Below are 15,591 nucleotides of genomic sequence, written 5' to 3' on the forward strand. Positions count from 1 at the left end.
ACTCCAGGAGTGTGCAACCGTGAAGTCCCGCAAGATCGTGGCCCTGATGGTCCTCGCCGTCCTGCTCGCCCCCGCCCTCGTGGTCATCACGCCGGGCACCGCCGCCCAGACGGCGCGGGCGGGCCCCGAGGAGCGCGCCACCTGGGTCGACGGACCCTCGGTGTTCTACAAGCCGATCCCCTCGACCACGTTCCTCTACCTCCGGAGCGAGTCGAACACGTTCTTCGATCCGGCGCGCCTGTCTTCGCGCAACGTGAACTGGCTCGACACGATCCCGCCGATCCAGCTCAACGCGGACAACACGAACTGCAACGGGCGCGACTGCAACCCCGAAGGGAAGGTCCAGGGCTTCTCGTACATCCCGACCAACGGCCCGAGCCCCACGCAGGACAAGGGCGCCTACACCGCCATCTTCGAGACGGGCCCGCTCCAGCACGACGTCAACATCACGGGCGCCGACGCGATCGAGACCCGCCTCTGGGTCCGCGCGCGCCCGACGGACGCGAGCAACCCGCTCACGTGGACCATCACGCTCACCTCGACGACCGAGGCGACCGAGTTCGCGAAGGTCACCTGGCTCGACAACGGCCTCGACCGCCCGCCGGGGTCCGCGAACCAGCCGTTCCTCTGGCTCCAGAAGATCCGCATCCGCGACGGCCTCAACGACCACGTCACGATCAGCGCGGGCGCGCAGATCCGCATGGAGATCACGGTCACGGACCCGCTCGCCGGCATCAACGCGGGCTCCTGGAGCCTGCACTACCAGGCCCAGAAGTACCCGTCCTCGCTCAAGCTCCAGACCGCGAACGCCCTCAAGGCGATGGTCTTCACGACGGACTCGAAGGACTTCGTCTCGACGTTCTTCAAGCCGCTCGCCGCCGGTCCCGGCGTGAACAATACCGTCCAGTTCCACCTCGCGCTCAAGGACGCGTTCCAGTCGGCGATCGGCCCCACGCAGGCCTCCTCCCCGACCTTCGCGGTGGATCCGGGCGTCACGTGGACGCGCGGCGTCGACCTCGAGTGCACGGGCGCTGCCTGTCCGCACGCGCGTGCCCTCCCGTCCCCCATCGTCCAGGTCTTCTTCGGCGGCGCGCCGATCCCGGTCGCCTCCGACGGTCGCACGTCGCTCGCGTTCGAGCAGAACGGGCGCGCGACGAATCCGGCCGCGGGCGGCTACGTCTGGCGCAGCGCCGGCGCGACGCCCTGGCTCGACCTTTCGAACGCCCCGAGCGGCGTCTACACCGTGAAGGCCCTGTTCCCGGCCCTCCGCGGCGACGACTACATCAATCCGCAGAACCAGGTGAACCTCCGCATCCCGGACTGGACGTTCGCCGTCGCGCGGCAGACGGTCTCGATCGCGCCCTTCGACGACCCGACGACGCCCGTCCCCGACGAGTCCACGAGCCACGACGTCGCGCCCGGAAGCGCGACCACGTTCGTCATGGCCGCGAAGAACCTCGGCGGCGTGTGGGACAACCTCACGCTCCGCCTCACGGAGATCACCGCGACCGGCACCGGCTGGTCCGCCTCGGTCTCGGGCCCCTCGCTCATCGGCTCCTCGCGGGTCATGGTCGGTCCCGGCCGCACCGAGCTCGTGTTCGTGCGCATCCAGCCCCCGCCGGGCGCGGGCCACGGCGCGAACGCGGCCTTCCGCCTCGAGGCCGAGAGCGTGAACGATCCCTCCGCGAAGGCCTCCACCATCCTCGTCACGTCCGTCTCGAACGCGGCGCGACGCGACCTCGGCCTCCTCATCCGCAACCCGGACGAAGCCATCCTGCCGGGCACCGGGATCAACGTCACCCTCTGGGCGTGGAACCGCGGCACGACCCCCGCGAACCTTTCCGTCCAGACGAGCGTGAATCCCGACGCGAACTACCACGTGAGCCTCGCGCAGGGCGGCAAGAACGTCTCGCGCGCGGTCCTCCAGAACGTCGAGCCCGGCGCGGCCGCGCCCGTCACGCTCCGCATGGGCGTGAACCGGACGGTGCCCTCGAACGCGGGACCGTACCGCGTCGACGTCAACGTCAGCTTCCTCGAAGGCACGGGCAGCGCGATCACGAAGCCCATCAACATCACGCTCCTGAACCAGCCGGGCTTCACGATCCGGATCCTGAACGGCATCGGCGCCTCGCCGACGCGCAAGCTCGAGATGTGGTGCCCGGACCAGAGCGTCGGGCCCACCCAGGGCGGGTCGCTCGAGGCGAACTGTCCGCCGGGCAACCCGAACGCGCTTCCGCCGGACACGCAGGTCGTCGAGTTCCGGCAGCCCAATTCGCAGCCGGACTTCCGCGACTTCGTCGAGGGGACGTGGTGGCGCGTGTGGCTCACGAACACGGGTGCGGGCCGCGACACGTTCACGATCACCCCGCCGAACGGCCTGCCGAACAACCGCTTCGAAAACGGGTGCACGGTGGACTCGAACAACCCGACCGGCGTTCCTCCCCCTGAATGGAGCCCGCCCAGGCTGTTCATCCGGACCGCTGACGGCAAGGCGTACGATCTCGCCGACCGCCCCTCGCCGAACACCCTCTCGGTCGATGGCGGCAAGACGGCGGAGTTCTACATCTTCTCCGCCCACGGGGCCGACTCCCGCTACTTCTGCGCCGGAAGCACGGTCGGCACCATCGCCGTGAAGAGCGCCGGGTCCAACGTCCGTCAGACCGCGACGTTCCAGGCTGAGGCTTCCGACCAGCGCCTCGGCGGCCGCGACAACCCGACGCCCCGCGAGAGCGCGGTCCTTCTCGAGCCCATCGAGCGCCGCTACGTCGGCACGAACCCCGAGACGATCGAGCCCGTCGTCGACACGTCGCGCCTCGACCCGTTGAAGCGGATCCAGCCCATCACGAAGGGCGCGGTCGACCTCAACGGCACGCTCTCGTTCAAGGCCCGCGTCACGCACGGGGCGAGCTGGGGCGACTACCAGCTCTCGCAATCGCGTTGGGCGCTCTCGAACGTGTACCTCAACTTCACGGGCGTCCGCAAGGACCTCGGCTGGACGGTGGGCATGCGCTTCGCCGACGGCGCGAACGACGGCGCCTGCGGCGGCCCCGAGCCGGTGAAGAACAAGTTCGTGGAAACGCTTGTGTTCAAGAACGTCAACTCGCAGACCAACCGGCGCGAAACGTTCCTCGACCGCGAGGTCGAGATCTGCGTCAAGCCCCCCACGAGCGCGTACAAGCCGCGCGCGGGCGAGAACCTCCAGTTCCAGCTCGTCGCGGAGCTCCTCTCGCCGGACTTCGGCGCGATCGAGCGCGACGCGCTCGGGTTCACGGCCGAGATCACGAACCTCGCGAACCTCACGCTCTTCCCGCGCTGCCCCGTGGATGGGGCTCCGGACTGCGCGCTCGCGCGCCAGCCGATCCAGCCGGGCAAGAGCGCGTCGTACCTGCTCTACGTCGCGAACAACGGCTCGAGCCCCGCGACGGGCACGCTCAAGGCCTTCGTCGAGGAGCCCGCGGCCGACCGCAACCTGTGGGGCCTCACGCCCCGCGAGTTCTCGTTCAGCCTCGCGCCGCACGAGAACCGCACGTTCGCGCTGACGCTCACGGCGCCGACCTCGGCGCGGCCGGGCGTCGACCCCGACGCGAAGGTGAACGTGACCGTCACGTTCACGCCGCGCACGGAGACGGAAGGCGTCGCCGGTACCCTCCAGCGGCACGCGAACTTCTACGCGACCATCCGGCAGGGCGGCCTCCTCGCGATCGACGCGACCCCGGCCTCCGCCGTGATCACGCCGGGCGGGTCCGCGACGTACATCGTGAACGTCACGAACACGGACCCGAGCCTCGCGCACCGGGTCACGCTCACGTCCTCGCGGCTGCCGAACTTCACGTCCAACCTCGACAACGGGCTCTCCGTGTTCGTCGAGGCCGGACGCACGACGCAGGTCGCCTACGTCGTCAACGCGCCGAACCGCGACCTCATCTCGGGCCGCTTCATGGACGTCGTCCTCACGGCGCGCGACCCCACCGCCGTCGAGGCGTTCGCCTCGACGAAGGTGACGCTCAACGTCGCGGGCGGCCAGGCCTTCCCCGAGGTCAAGGCCCAGACGGCGGAGCGCATCGTCGATCGCGGCGGCCTCGCCTCGTACCAGATCGCGATCACGAACCGCGGGAGCGTCGAAGGCACGTTCCCGCTCGAGCCCGTGATGGGCACGCTCCAGAGCGGGCCCCAGTTCACCGCCTACGTGCAGAACACGGAAGGGCTGAACATCACGAGCCTCGCGGTGAAGCCCGGCGAGCAGCGCTTCGTCAACCTCGTGGTGCGCGCGCCGAACGTCGTACCCGAGGGCACGGAGCTCCCCGTGACGCTGCGTGTGCTCGCGCCCGACCGCCGCACGTCGAGCGAAGCGACCATGAAGGTCCGCATCCACGACTACGGCCTCGACCTCGTCGCGACGCCGTCGCGCGTGGACGTCATCCCGGGCGTCCCGTCGTTCTTCAGCGTCCGCGTCACGAACACGGGCAACGGCGAGGACACGATCCGGCTCGACGCCGACCTGCGCGGCCTGCCGGGCTGGACCCGCGAGTTCAGCCAGGACCAGGTCACGCTCCTTCCCGGCGCAAGCACGCTCGTGCAGCTGACGCTCCGGTCGCCGCGCGACCAGCTCCCGTCGCCGCGCACCTACACGATCACGCTCTTCGGATCGTCGATCAAGGCCGCGGCCGCGAACCTCGTCAAGGACGATGCGACGCCGGTCGTCGTGTCGGTCCTCGACTACCGTCCGTTCGACGTCGACAACGACGGCTTCCGCGAAGTCTTCGTGGACGCAAACCGGGACCCGCGCGACGGCTACGAGGAGTTCCGCGAGGTCGAGTTCCAGAAGACCCAGACGCAGCTCGTCGCGAAGGTCAAGCTCAAGAACGACGGCCGCACGCAGTTCCTGCTCGAGGCCGCCACGAACGAGGGCTACCGCGGCATCGCGAACATCTACTTCGACCCCGACACGCTGTACCTCTCGAGGATCAGCGACGCGGCCGACCTTGACGGCGACGGCATCCCGGACTACCTGCTCGACCTCGACAACAACAAGCAGCCGGAGAAGCTGTACAACCTCGCGTCCCGCCAGCTCACCTCGGTGATCGCGAAGGACTTCGTCGGCAACGGCGGTCTCCAGTTCCTTGCGGACACCGACGGGGACGGTCGCTACGACCGCTTCTACGACCCCGCGGGCGACATCATCACGAGGGTCGTCCGGGACGAGAAGCTCGGCGGAAGCGTCTACGGCCTCGACACGACGAAGGCGGGCCGCCCGACGAAGTACTACGACGTCGCGGCCGACCGCGTCTTCGACGCGAAGGTGCTCGGCTTCGCCGACCTCGTCGCGAGCTACTGGTACGTGTTCCTCGCGCTCGTCGCGGTCCTCGTCGCCTTCCTCGTGGTCTTCCTGCGGCGCCGGCGCCGCGGCAAGGCGGCCGAGGCCCCGGCCGAGGAAGAGGGCTGAGACGCCGAAGGCCGGACCGCGCCCCCCGGAACAGTCAAGTCCGGGGGGCGCATACCGGGCCCCATCGGGCCACCCGGCCCGTCCGATTCGCATGAAGTTCCAGTTTCTCGGCGGCGTGAACGAGGTCGGTCGCCTCGGCATGCTCCTCGACCACGGGGAGAACCGTCTCCTCTTCGACTACGGGATGGCCCCGTCCGACCCGCCCAAGTATCCCGAGCCCGCGCCGCCCGTCGACGCGGCGCTCCTCAGCCACGCGCACCTCGACCACTCCGGCATGATGCCGTGGGTCGCGGGCACGCACGCGGCGCCCATCCACATGACCCGCCTCACGGCGGAGATGTCCGAACTCCTCGCCCACGACTCGCTCAAGATCGCGCGCATCGAGGGGTATCCGCAGCCCTTCCAGACGGGCGACATCGCGGCGATGCGCAGCGCCCACGTTCCGTTCGACCACGGCGACGAGCGCCGCATCGGCGACATGAGGGTCCGCTTCCACGACGCGGGCCACATCCCCGGCTCGACGATGTTCGAGGTCTCGGACGGCGACACGACGGTCCTCTTCACGGGCGACCTCAACCTCGTCGACACGAAGCTCTGCCGCCCCGCGAGGCCCGTGAAGTGCGACGTCCTCGTGATGGAGGCGACGTACGCGGGCCGCGAGCACACGCCGCGCCCCGTCGTCGAGGAGCAGTTCCTCGACGCCGTCGCGGGCGTCGTCGCGCAGGGCGGCCAGGTCGTCGTGCCCTCCTTCGCGGTGGGCCGCAGCCAGGAGATGCTCATGGTGCTCCTCGACCAGGGCTACGACGTGTGGCTCGACGGCATGGGGAAGCACGTGATCAAGATGATGCTCGACGAGTCGCGCTACGTGCGGGACCCGAAGGGCCTCGAGCGGGCCCTCGCCGCGACCAAGATCGTGCGCTCTCCCGCCGCGCGCGAGCGCGCCATGGAGGGCGACGTCATCGTCACGACCTCGGGCATGATGGAGGGCGGCCCCGTCCTCCAGTACGCCGAGAAGATCCGGAAGGACCCCCGAAGCGCGATCTTCTTCACGGGCTTCCAGGTCCCCGGGTCGGTCGGCCGCCGCGTGCTCGACGAGCGCGTCCTCGCGCCGCACGATCGCGCGCCCGCGAAGATCGAGTGCGAGATCCGCCGCTTCGACTTCAGCGGCCACGCGGCTCACTCGGAGCTCGTGCGCTTCACGCGCGAATGCGACCCCGAGCACGTGATCCTCTTCCACAGCGACAACCGGGAGCCCCTCAAGGAGGCCCTCCCGGAGCGCGAGGTCCACCTCCCCGTCACGGGCGAGGTCGTCGACCTCAGGTGATCGAGCGATCGGCCGCAACCGTTGAAGGCCCCCGCCGCGCGAGGGTCGGGACCATGGTCAACGTCGTCGGCAGGACGGTGGGCGCCGCGGGTCGCGTCCTCGGGGGGCTCCAGGCCTTCGCGCTCGGGCGCTCGCTCGGCCAGGAGATCGCCTCGGGCCGTCTCGCGGACGAGTGGCGCCGCGTGCGCGAGCACGAATCGGCGTGGGGCATCCTCGGCGCCGCGGGCGCGACCGCCCTCACGCTCGCGGCGTGGCGCAAGAAGCCCGAGATCGTGGCGCTTGCGGGCGCGGGCCTCCTCCTCGGGACCGGTCTCCTCGCGCACGCGTGGGCGCGCGTCGCGGGGGAGGCGCCCGCGGTCCTGCGCGCGATCCCCCGCGCGCGGGCCATGCCCGAGGTGGCGCGGCGGGAGAATTTCACGATGGGCTGACGCGGACCTTCACGGGCGTCACCGCGTTCTGCCCGTACCCGTAGCGGTTCCACGGCGGCTCCAGGGGCTGCGCCGCGCCGTCCGCATCGTACGCCCGCGCGAGGAGCGTTGCCTCGCCCGCGGGGGGCGCCTTCCACGTCCAACGGAATGCGCGCCAGGCGTAGGGCGAGGGGTGCGTGTCGAGGTCGGCGTGGTGCCACGACCGCCCGCCGTCGACGCTCACGTCGACGCGCTCGACGGGCGCCCCGCCCGACCACGCGACGCCCTCGACCGTCGCGTCGCGACCGGCGCGGAGCGTCGAGCCCGCCTGCGGGGCGGCGATGAGGGCGCGCAGGCGCATCCGCGTTACGGGCTCGATCGTGCGGCCCTCCGCGTCGGCGTACACGTAGCGCTCCGTCTGGAACCAGCCTTCGAACGGCGCCGCGATCGCCTCGATCGCGTCGAGCCATTTCACGCTCGCCATGCCGTACCAGCCGGGAACGAGAAGGCGCACGGGGCCCCCGTGGTCGCGCGGGAGCGGTTCGCCGTTCATCGACCAGACAAGGAGCACGTCGGGGTGGTGCGCCTCCTCCACGGTGAGGCTCCGCTCGTACGCCATCTCGCGCCCGCCCTCGACGCCGCGGTCGAGGCCGCGGAAGAGGAGCTCCACGGCGCCCGGTTCGATCCCGGCTTCGGAGAGCACGGAGGCGAGCGGCGTCCCCGTCCACGTCGCGGTGCTCACGGCGCCCTCGTCCCAGGGCGTGCCCTTCGGGACGGGCGTCATGCGCGTGCGCCCGTTCCCGGCGCACTCCATCGTGACGGTGAGCGTCCGCGCGGGGCGCGCCGCAAGATCCGCGTAGGAGAGGCCGAGGCGGCGCGCGACGAGGCCTCCGACCGAGAGGCGCCAGCGCTCGCGGTCGACCTTCGGGACGTCGAAGTGGTTGCGCACGTAATGGAGCGCCGTCGGGGTCGTCGAGCCCTGGAGCGCGGCGATCGGGGTCGAGGCGTTGAACGGCCGCTCCTCGATCGTGCGGCGGGCGAGGCCGGCGAGCATGGACCCGCGTACGCGCCCGGGATGGAAAGAGGCTGCGGCTTCAGGCCCCGTAGCGCGCGAGGCGGGCGCGGAAATCCTTCTCGCACATCGCGCAGCAGAGCACGTCGCTCCGGCCCGCCACGCGCAGGCGCCGGCCGGCGCCGTGCACGGGCCCCCCGCAGGCGGGGCACACGACGGCGACGGCCTCCCCGGCCTCGTCCGCCAAGGCCCCCGGTCGCTCGGCGGCGACGCGGGCGACCTTCACGTCCCGCGCGCCCGCGGTCGCGCGCGCCGCGGCCACGACCTTCGCGACGTCGCCCGCCTTCACGCGGTAGCGCGCGAGGATGCGGCCGTCCGCAAGCGTGATCGTTTCGACGGCGCCCGGGAGCGCCGCGAGCGCGGGTGCCGGATGCGCGCCCCGGTAGGGGCTCGCCTCGAGCACGACGTCGTCGAGGCCGAGCGCCGCCGCGTCGACGCGCGCGCCCAGGCGCGGATGAGGCCGAGGTCCTCGAGGCGCTTGAGCCGGGCCACCACGGTCGGCGCGGTCGACCCCGCCTCCCGGACGAGGGCGCGCAGGCTCCGCGGGCGTCGTGGGCCACGACCGTCCCTCGTCGCGCCGGGTCGTGAAATTTCGCGACGGGCTTGACAAATGTCAAGCGCAAGGCCGTTCAATACCGGTCGCCTCCGGGGTCACGATGGAGCAGACGACGCTCAAGGTCGGCGGAATGACGTGCGCCTCGTGCGTGCGCACCGTCGAGGATGCGCTGAAGCAGGTGCCCGGCGTGACGGAGGCGCGCGTGAATCTCGCGACGGAGGAGGCGCGGGTGGCGTTCGACCCCGCCCGCGCGCCGCCCGAGGCCCTCGCCGCCGCGGTGCGCGGCGCGGGATACGACGTCATCGACGACGCGACGCGCGAGGCGACGGCCGCGTACCGCGAAACCGAGGCGCGCCGCCGCGCGCGCCAGTTCCACGTCGCGGGTTTCCTCGCCGTTCCCATCCTCGTCCTGAGCATGGGCCTCGAGCTCGCGGGCGTCCACACGTTTCCCGGGAAGGAGCCCCTCCTCTGGGCGCTCGCGACGCCCGTCCAGTTCTGGGCCGGGCGCGACTTCTACGCGAACGCATGGAAGGCGCTCCTCAACCGGTCCGCGACGATGGACACCCTCATCGCGCTCGGCACGACGGCCGCGTACGCGGTGAGCGTCCTCGCCATCCTCGCGCCCGCCTGGACCCCGGGCGGCGGCCACGTCTATTTCGAAGTGAGCGCGACCGTGATCGCGCTCGTGCTGCTCGGCAAGATGCTCGAGGCGCGGGCGAAGAGCCGCTCCTCGGCGGCGATCGAGCGTCTTCTCGCGCTCAAGCCTCGAACGGCGATGCGCCTCGTCGACGGCCGCGAGGAGGAGGTTCCCGTGGAAGTCCTCGCCGTGGGCGACAGGTACGTCGTGCGACCGGGCGAGAAGCTCGCGGCGGACGGGGTCGTCGTCGAGGGACGCGCCGTCGTGGACGAGAGCATGATCACGGGCGAGCCGATTCCCGTCGAGAAGAATCCGGGCGCCGCCGTCGTCGGCGGCACGATCGACGCGAACGGACGCCTCGTGGTCGAGGTCACGCGGAGCGAGCGCGAATCGCTTCTCGCGCAGATCGTTCGGCTCGTCGAGGACGCGCAGATGCGGAAGGCGCCGATCGAGCGCCTCGCGGATCGCGTTTCCGGCGTGTTCGTGCCCGTCGTCCTCGTCGTCGCGACGGTGGCCGCGGCGCTCTGGATGACGGTCGGGGCCGACCTCGTCGTCTCGACGGGGCACGACCCCGCGCGTTTCGCGCTCTTCAGCTTCGTGGGCGTGCTCGTCATCGCGTGCCCGTGCGCCCTCGGCCTCGCGACGCCGACCGCCATCATGGTCGGGACGGGCAAGGGCGCGGAGCGGGGGGTGCTGCTCAAGGGCGGCGAGGCGCTCGAGGTCGCCCACACGGTGGACGTCGTCGTCTTCGACAAGACCGGCACCCTCACGGAGGGTCGCCCGCGGGTGACGGACGTCGTCGCGTACGGCGAAAACGACGTGCTCGCGCTCGCCGCCGCCGTGGAGCGCGGGAGCGAGCATCCCCTGGGGGAGGCGATCGTCCGGGAGGCCGAAGCGCGCGGAATCGCCGTTCCCGCGGCCGCCGAGTTCGAGGCCATCCCGGGGCACGGCGTCGGAGCGATCGTATCGGGCCGCGCGGTCGCGCTCGGGAACCGTCGCCTCGCGGCCGGCATGGGCGTCGCGGTCCCCGCGCCGGCGGAGGCGGACCTCGCGCGTCTCGAAAGCGACGGGAAGACCGCGGTCCTCGTCATCGTCGACGAGCGGGTCGTCGGCCTTGTCGCGGTCGCGGACGCGATCAAGCCCACCGCCGAGGCCGCCGTGAGGCGGCTTGAGGCGCGCGGGGTCGAGGTGGCGCTCCTCACCGGCGACAACCGGCGCGCCGCGGAGGCGGTCGCCGCGCGGCTCGGGATCCGCCGCGTCCACGCCGAGGTGCTCCCCGCGGACAAGGCGGAGGTGGTGCGCGCGCTCCAGAACGAAGGCCGCATCGTCGCGTTCGTGGGCGACGGCATCAACGACGCGCCCGCGCTCGCGCAGGCGGACCTCGGGATCGCGGTGGGGTCGGGAACCGACGTCGCGGTCGAGACGGGCGACGTCGTCCTCGTGCGCGACGACCTCACGGCCGTCGCGGGCGCGCTCGAGCTCTCCGCGAGGACGTTCTCGAAGATCCGCCAGAATCTCTTCTGGGCCTTCGCCTACAACACGGCGGGCATCCCGGTCGCGGCCGGGCTCCTCTTCGCGTTCCCCATCCTCGGCGAGCGCCTGCTCCTGCACCCCTCCCTCGCGGCCGCGGCCATGGCGCTTTCGAGCGTGAGCGTCGTCCTCAACGCGACGCTCCTCAGGCGGGTGGAGGTCTGAGGCGGACCGAAGCCCTCATGCGCGGAGCGCCGGATGGCCGACGCGGGCACGTGGCTTAGTCTGGATAGAGCTCCGGCCTTCTAAGCCGGGGGTCGCGGGTTCGAATCCCGCCGTGCCCGCCTGTCGCGTCCCGGGGCCGTACGGACAACGTTAAAGGCCGAAGTCGGCATAGCCCGGAGCGATGCCCGGGGATGCCGAGACGCTCCTCATGAAGGTGGAAAGCGTCCTCCTGAGCGGCCAGGGTCCCGTTGTCTTCCTCGCGCCCGCGAACGGCGGCGGGGACGACCGCGTGCTGCCCATCTTCATCGACCACGGCCAGGCGCTGAACATCCAGCTTGCGCTCGAGAAGCAGCTCTCGCCGAGGCCCATGACGCACGATCTCTTCTCGGCCGTCCTGAACGAGCTCGGCGCCATCGTGCACAGCGTCGTCATCGAGGAGCTCGCCCAGAGCACCTTCTACGCCTCGCTCTACGTTCAGATCGAGAAGGGCAACGACGCGTCCGTGAAGCGGTTCGACGCGCGCCCGAGCGATTGCATCGCGCTCGCGGTGCGCGTGGGCGCGCCCATCTCCGTGACGCGCCGCCTCCTCGAGCAGGCCGCGATCAAGCGGAGCGACGTCGGTCCGCTCCCGGACGATCCCCCGCAGGTCTCGACCGACGCGGACGACGTGGACCTCGGCGTCGAGCGCTGAGGCTCGCCGCACGGCCTCGGTCTTCAGTGACCGAGCGCGGCGCGAACGAGCATCCCGATTCCCACGACGATGAGGAAGGCCCCGAAGAGCCTCCTCAGGCGCGTCGCGTGCAGCCGGTTCGCGGCGGCGACCCCGAGCGTGATGCCCGCGAGGCTCCCGAGGGCGATCGGGAGGCCGAGGCGGGCGAGCACGTCCCCGAACCCGTAGCCGACGTTCGTCGCCGTCGCCGCGACCGCGTTCCCGAAGACGGCCACGAGGCTCGTTCCGACCGCGAGGTGCATCCCGAATCCGGCGAGGACCATGCCCGGCACCATCACGATGCCCCCGCCGACCCCGAAGAAGCCCGCAAGGAGGCCGCCCGCGAAGCCGACGGCCGCAAGGAGCGCGGCGCGCGCGCGGGGCGCAAGGGCGCGCGGTCTCGTCTCCCCCGGGCGGGCGAGCTGCGCGCCGGTCGCGGCGATGAAGAGGCCGAAGCCCGCCTCGAGGACGCGGCCCGCGACGAGGAGCGAAGCGGCCGTCCCGACGACGCTCCCCGCAAGGCCCGTCGTCGCGAGGAGCGCGCCGACCCTGAAGTCGACGTTCCCCGCGCGCCGGTGCCGGAGGACGCCCACGAGCGTCGCGAGGCTGATGACGAGGAGGCTCACCGCCTTCGCCGCGTGGAAGCCGGTGTCGGGCACGAGGAGGAGGATGGCGGGGACCATGACCACGCCGCCGCCGACCCCGAAGAGGCCCGAGAGGAACCCCGCCGCGAGGCCCAGGGCGAGGGTCAGGGCGGCGAAGGCGACGTCCACGCGGCGGGACGGGCCGGGCGTCGTATCAAGGTGTCCTTCGGCGCGGGGTCCCGGCGATCCCCCACCCGTCGGGGGGCCCATGAGCAAAAGACGAAGCTATTTGAGTCGCTCGCGTGGAGATGTCCCGTATCGACGTCGCGGTCGAGTAACATGCCTCTCGTCACCACCGGGATCTCCGGTCTCGACGCCCAGCTTGGAGGCGGCATCCCTTCGGGGACGACGCTCCTGCTCATCGCCGAGCCCGGCAACGCCATGAGCCTCTTCTCGGAGCAGTTCGCAGCCGGGGGCCTCGGGGCGGGCGAGTCGGTGCACTACCTCCTTTTCGACCGGCCGGCGAAGGACGCGCGCGACCACGTCCTGTCATTCCTGCCGACCGCGACCGTCGCCCAGAAGGCGCAGAAGCTGAAATTCTACGACGGCTACTCCCCCCAGTTCGGGCGCGCCCTCCCGACGCCGCCCGGAAAGGACGAGACCGTCACGATCGGCCGCGACGACGCCTACTCCCAGCCTCTCAAGGAGGTCCAGCGCACGGGCTACGACGGGCCCTACCGCCTCGTCTTCGAGACGCTCTCCACGATCGCGACGTCGGGAGGGGAGGAGGCGGCGGTGGAGTTCTTCCGCACGCTCACGTTCCTCGGGCGCGAGACCGGCGGCGTCCACCTCGTCAGCCTGGTGAAGGGCCTGCACAGCCCGCTCTTCGAAACCAAGCTCCGCCACCTCGCAGGCGGCGTCCTCGAGTTCGGCATCGAACGCAAGGGGTTCGGCCTGTACCCCTACGTGATGATCTCCAAGCTCCTGAACGTCCCCGAGGCCGCGCGCATCCTGCTCTACAAGGAGACCGAGCGCGGCCTCTGGCTCGAGCCGACGAAACGCGTCTTCTGATGAAGGCCTCGGACGACGCCCGGAAGGGACCAAGGCGAGCCCTCAAATACGTCCGCCGACGGAATTCGACGGGTCCATGCACGCAGGGAAAGGGGTGGCGGACGCCGGGGTCAGCCCTGTCGTCGGGATGATCCTTGTCCTCGCCATCTCCGTCGTCGGCATCGCGGCCGTGCTCTACTGGGGCGGGCCCGCGGTCGACGAGATGAAGGCCAACGTCGAATTCAAGGCCGTCCAGACCCAGTTCCAGGAGCTGGACTCGGACTTCCGCGAGCTCGTCGCGGGCACCGCGGGCAAGACCGCGAAACGCTTCCAGCCCTCTTTCTCGCGCGGCCAGTTCATCGTCGAGAAGGACACCGAGCGCTGGGCGATCGGCGTGGACTACCGCTCCCGCGTCGGGACGCCGTCGGTCTACAACTTCACGCTCGGCGACCACGGCGACGGCGACAACGACTTCTCGCTCGCGCACCAGGGCGTCGGCGACTTCGGCAACACGGTCGTCGTCCGCGCGTACGTCCTCGACAACGCCGCCGAGATCCTCACGAACGTCTCGACGTCCTCGTCCTCGTACGCCCAGATGACCTCGACGACGTGGACCGCTGGGACGGTCAAGAACTTCTGGATCACGAAGCGCAACGTCGCGCAGTCGGTCGCCAACCAGCCGATGACCGGCAAGGCGTTCCGCATCGAGGTGTGGAACGGCGCCGACCTGGCGGCCCAGTGGTGGGTGTACGACGCGGGCCGCGTCCACTTCAACCTGGACGCCGGCCAGGTGTCGCGCGACTATTACGCGTCGAACGGCGCGCTCGTGCAGTGCAGCGACGGATTCTGCCGCGTGGACAACGTGCCCGGCATCCCCCCGGGCAAGTTCTCCGGCACGACCTACCGGACGTTCGCGCGCATGCTCTCCGTGAACGGCACCGCTTCCTTCGGCGGCGAGAGCCGGTTCGACCTCATCCTCGACCTCTACAGCACCGTCACGCTCCTTTCGGGCCCCGACGTGCGCGCGCTCAAGATGAACATCAAGGGCGTGCTCTCGAAGGCCTGGGACAACTACTTCGAGGAGAATCTCTCGACCTTCGCGATGACCAAGGTGACGACGGTCGTCGGCACGAGCGAGTCCTACTGGTTGAAGACGCACCCGAGCTACACGGCGGCCACCTGCGCCATGGCCTCGTCGATAAACTGCATGACGACGACGCTCGTCCTGAGCGTCGTCATCGCGGGGCGTGGTTGACGTGGCTTTCCGGGCGTTCAACGATCACGCGGTGAACGAGGTCGTCGGCTACATCATCATGTTCGCCGTCTCGTCCATCATCCTCATCGTCGCCGTCCGCTCGCTCACCGAGGCGCGCGAAGGCGCGGAGGAGGTCGTGAGCGCGGTCGAGTTCAAGAACCTCGCGAACCGCGTGAGCGCCCGCGTCGTCCAGGCGGGCATCGTCGCCCAGGACTTCCCCGAGGCGAGCTTCTCGACGACGCTGAACCTTCCCTCCGACGTGGACGGGCGGCCATACTACATCCAGGCGACCTCGGTCGCCGTCTACGTGAACGCCTCGAAGAACGACGTCACGGTGAACGCGACGACGTTCAAGCTCGACGCCCTCGCGACCCTCCAAGTCTACGTCGAGGACGCGCTCCTCGAGGCCCGCGTGCGCTCCCACGAGGAGACGCTCGTCGTGAAGTACGTCCCCTCCTACACGTGCCCCGCGCCCCCCGGGCCGAGGCCGTGCGTCAACGGCGCTCCGACCATCGTGCTCATCAAAGGGTGATATCTTGGACAAGACGCTCGAGTTCCCGAAGTTCATGCAGGCGCTCCATGACCTCGGCCATGACGTCGAGGGCGCCCGCGTCCTCGAGGCGCCCGCCGACCAGTGGCACGCCGTTCCGGCCGACATCCGGCGGGCGTTCCTCGCGCCCCTCGGCTTCGCGACGGACGACCCGGACGCCGTCACGATCCGGCTCGGGCGCCGCCCGAACGCGCCGCGCTCCCTCGACAACGTCCTCGTGATGCTCAAGGGCCCCGAAGCGCCCGAACCCGAGCCCCAGGTGCTCGCGCCCGTCGAGGAGCCGGAGGAAGTCTCGCTTCCCGCGGGGCC

The 15,591-nt window shown here is 70.9% G+C and carries 12 protein-coding genes and 1 tRNA gene; 10 read left to right on the forward strand and 3 right to left on the reverse strand.

All coding sequences use genetic code 11. From position 1 onward, the window contains the following. Positions 1–19 precede the first annotated feature (19 nt). From VM889_03255 to VM889_03265, 3 genes are all read left to right on the forward strand, one after another. Positions 20–5,443 (forward strand): hypothetical protein, encoded by a 5,424-nt coding sequence (locus VM889_03255; protein ID HVL47553.1) that lies wholly within the window; start codon positions 20–22, stop codon positions 5,441–5,443. A gap of 91 nt (positions 5,444–5,534) precedes the next feature. Next, the gene (locus VM889_03260) at positions 5,535–6,767 is read left to right on the forward strand and encodes an MBL fold metallo-hydrolase (protein HVL47554.1); all 1,233 of its coding nucleotides are present in this window, start codon (positions 5,535–5,537) and stop codon (positions 6,765–6,767) included. A gap of 53 nt (positions 6,768–6,820) precedes the next feature. Next, the gene (locus tag VM889_03265) at positions 6,821–7,195 is read left to right on the forward strand and encodes a hypothetical protein (GenBank protein ID HVL47555.1); all 375 of its coding nucleotides are present in this window, start codon (positions 6,821–6,823) and stop codon (positions 7,193–7,195) included. Here VM889_03265 and VM889_03270 read toward each other — a convergent pair. Then, a complete protein-coding gene (locus VM889_03270; GenBank protein ID HVL47556.1) occupies positions 7,182–8,228 on the reverse strand; it encodes a sulfite oxidase in 1,047 nt (348 codons plus the stop codon). The two genes, VM889_03265 and VM889_03270, sit on opposite strands and share 14 nt — an antisense overlap. Before the next feature lie 40 nt (positions 8,229–8,268). Next, the gene (locus tag VM889_03275; protein ID HVL47557.1) at positions 8,269–8,649 is read right to left on the reverse strand and encodes a hypothetical protein; all 381 of its coding nucleotides are present in this window, start codon (positions 8,647–8,649) and stop codon (positions 8,269–8,271) included. Positions 8,650–8,902: 253 nt separating this feature from the next. Between VM889_03275 and VM889_03280 the strand changes: the two genes are divergently transcribed. From VM889_03280 to VM889_03290, 3 genes are all read left to right on the forward strand, one after another. Continuing rightward, on the forward strand, positions 8,903–11,134 hold the full coding sequence (locus tag VM889_03280; protein ID HVL47558.1) for a heavy metal translocating P-type ATPase: 2,232 nt from the start codon (positions 8,903–8,905) through the stop codon (positions 11,132–11,134). A 44-nt stretch (positions 11,135–11,178) separates the two neighbouring features. Beyond that, positions 11,179–11,253, forward strand: a tRNA-Arg gene (locus VM889_03285). A 62-nt stretch (positions 11,254–11,315) separates the two neighbouring features. Continuing rightward, on the forward strand, positions 11,316–11,825 hold the full coding sequence (locus tag VM889_03290; protein HVL47559.1) for a bifunctional nuclease family protein: 510 nt from the start codon (positions 11,316–11,318) through the stop codon (positions 11,823–11,825). A 23-nt stretch (positions 11,826–11,848) separates the two neighbouring features. On the opposite strand, the gene VM889_03295 is transcribed toward VM889_03290, so the two are convergent. Continuing rightward, positions 11,849–12,616, reverse strand: a complete 768-nt coding sequence (locus VM889_03295; protein ID HVL47560.1) for a sulfite exporter TauE/SafE family protein — start codon at positions 12,614–12,616, stop codon at positions 11,849–11,851. 150 nt (positions 12,617–12,766) lie between these two features. Here VM889_03295 and VM889_03300 point away from each other — a divergent pair, with 150 nt between their 5' ends. From VM889_03300 to VM889_03315, 4 genes are all read left to right on the forward strand, one after another. After that, positions 12,767–13,498, forward strand: coding sequence for an RAD55 family ATPase (locus VM889_03300; protein HVL47561.1), 732 nt, complete (start codon positions 12,767–12,769; stop codon positions 13,496–13,498). Between the two features lie 76 nt (positions 13,499–13,574). Beyond that, complete coding sequence (locus tag VM889_03305; GenBank protein HVL47562.1) at positions 13,575–14,732, forward strand: hypothetical protein; 1,158 nt, start codon at positions 13,575–13,577, stop codon at positions 14,730–14,732. A 1-nt stretch (position 14,733) separates the two neighbouring features. Then, positions 14,734–15,264 (forward strand): hypothetical protein, encoded by a 531-nt coding sequence (locus tag VM889_03310; GenBank protein HVL47563.1) that lies wholly within the window; start codon positions 14,734–14,736, stop codon positions 15,262–15,264. Positions 15,265–15,268: 4 nt separating this feature from the next. After that, the coding region (locus VM889_03315; GenBank protein HVL47564.1) for a hypothetical protein at positions 15,269–15,591 on the forward strand (323 nt) is incomplete at its 3' end.

Source organism: Candidatus Thermoplasmatota archaeon, from assembly GCA_035540375.1.
Classification (GTDB): domain Archaea; phylum Thermoplasmatota; class SW-10-69-26; order JACQPN01; family JAJPHT01; genus DATLGO01.

Excerpts from the sequence above, each read along its gene's own strand:
- VM889_03260 (HVL47554.1), top strand. The coding sequence starts at position 5,535 with ATGAAGTTCCAGTTTCTCGGCGGCGTGAACGAGGTCGGTCGCCTCGGC.
- VM889_03265 (HVL47555.1), top strand. The coding sequence starts at position 6,821 with ATGGTCAACGTCGTCGGCAGGACGGTGGGCGCCGCGGGTCGCGTCCTC.
- VM889_03270 (HVL47556.1), bottom strand. The coding sequence starts at position 8,228 with ATGCTCGCCGGCCTCGCCCGCCGCACGATCGAGGAGCGGCCGTTCAAC.
- VM889_03280 (HVL47558.1), top strand. The coding sequence starts at position 8,903 with ATGGAGCAGACGACGCTCAAGGTCGGCGGAATGACGTGCGCCTCGTGC.
- VM889_03290 (HVL47559.1), top strand. The coding sequence starts at position 11,316 with ATGCCCGGGGATGCCGAGACGCTCCTCATGAAGGTGGAAAGCGTCCTC.
- VM889_03300 (HVL47561.1), top strand. The coding sequence starts at position 12,767 with ATGCCTCTCGTCACCACCGGGATCTCCGGTCTCGACGCCCAGCTTGGA.
- VM889_03305 (HVL47562.1), top strand. The coding sequence starts at position 13,575 with ATGCACGCAGGGAAAGGGGTGGCGGACGCCGGGGTCAGCCCTGTCGTC.